General features: G+C 66.1%; 1 protein-coding gene and 1 pseudogene. One reads left to right on the top strand and one right to left on the bottom strand.

What is annotated here, in order from left to right; translation table 11 throughout:
• Positions 1–781: pseudogene (locus NW75_RS21230) on the bottom strand (ATP-dependent DNA helicase RecG); the annotation flags it as partial.
• An 87-nt stretch (positions 782–868) separates the two neighbouring features.
• Here NW75_RS21230 and NW75_RS21225 point away from each other — a divergent pair.
• A partial coding sequence (locus NW75_RS21225; protein WP_156143106.1) for an FAD assembly factor SdhE occupies positions 869–1,169 on the top strand: 301 nt, incomplete at its 3' end.

The raw sequence follows: 1,169 nt of genomic DNA, 5'->3' as shown, positions 1-1,169 counted from the left end.
TAAGGCGCGCGCGTGCGTGCAAGCGCAGCGCCTCGCGCAGCCGTCCGGTCCCGACCAGCGCCCGCCCACGCCGCGCCCGCGACGATTGCCGCACCAGCATCAGCGCCAGTTGGTTCGCGAAGATTTCGTCATAGGCAAGCCGCGTCCGCGCGACGGTATCGGACGGGTCGGCATGAATGCGCGCCAACGCCGCGCGCCAGCCGGGCCAATCGTGCTTCGCCAGCAAGCCCGGCTCGATCCATTCGGGCAAATCAGGCGCGCGCTCGATCGCCTGCACCGCCAAATGCCCCATCCGCTTGGACGTGATCCCCTCCGACAATGGATAGATCGCCTCGCGCTCGGGCGTATCCTCGGCTTCCTCCAGCGGCAGCACATAGTCAGGATGCACGATCTGCAATTCCTGGCCGTACTGCTCCAGCCGCCCGGAAACCCGCCGTGGCTCACCGATCGGCGCCAGCTTCTTGGCCCAGCCCGAATGCCCGCCGAAATAGACCAGGCTCACATAATTACCGCGCGCATCGGTCGCCTGCACCCGCGTCGGCCCGCGTCCGGCGCTGGAACGATAGGATTGCGCGGTCAGCGTGATCGCGATGGTGCGCCCGGCATCGCCCATGTCGAGCTCATCGCGCGCCAGCCGATCGACCCAACCGGTCGGCAAATGAAAGGCGACATCGACCACACGCGACAGCCCGAGCCGGTCGAGCGGCTTGGCCAGGCCAGGGCCAATGCCCTTCAGTGCCGTGACTTCGGCGAACAATGGATTGAGGATATCGGGCCGCATGACTATCTGGGGTGCTCTTACCCCCACCCGGCCACCACCGCCAGCACATGCTGTCGGGGGTCGTCGGGCAATCTGCGTTGGACGCCCATGGACCGCGAAACCCGCCTCAAACGCCTGCGCTTCCGCAGCTGGCACCGTGGCACCAAGGAAGCCGACCTCCTGATCGGCGGCTTTTTCGACGCGCGCTCGGCCGAGTGGAACGATGCCGAGATCACGCTGTTCGAGGAATTGCTGGAGGAACAGGATGTCGACATCATGGCCTGGGCGATCGGAACCGAAGCCTGCCCGCCGCGCTATCAGGGCTCGATCGTCGATGCGCTCAAAGCGCTGAACTACGTACGATCGCGGAATAAGAAAATCTCCCTCCTCCCCGCCTCGCGGGGAGGGG

Source organism: Sphingomonas sp. Ant H11 (assembly GCF_000797515.1).
Taxonomy (GTDB): Bacteria; Pseudomonadota; Alphaproteobacteria; order Sphingomonadales; family Sphingomonadaceae; genus Sphingomonas.
This window is presented reverse-complemented; position numbering and strand designations above follow the sequence as displayed.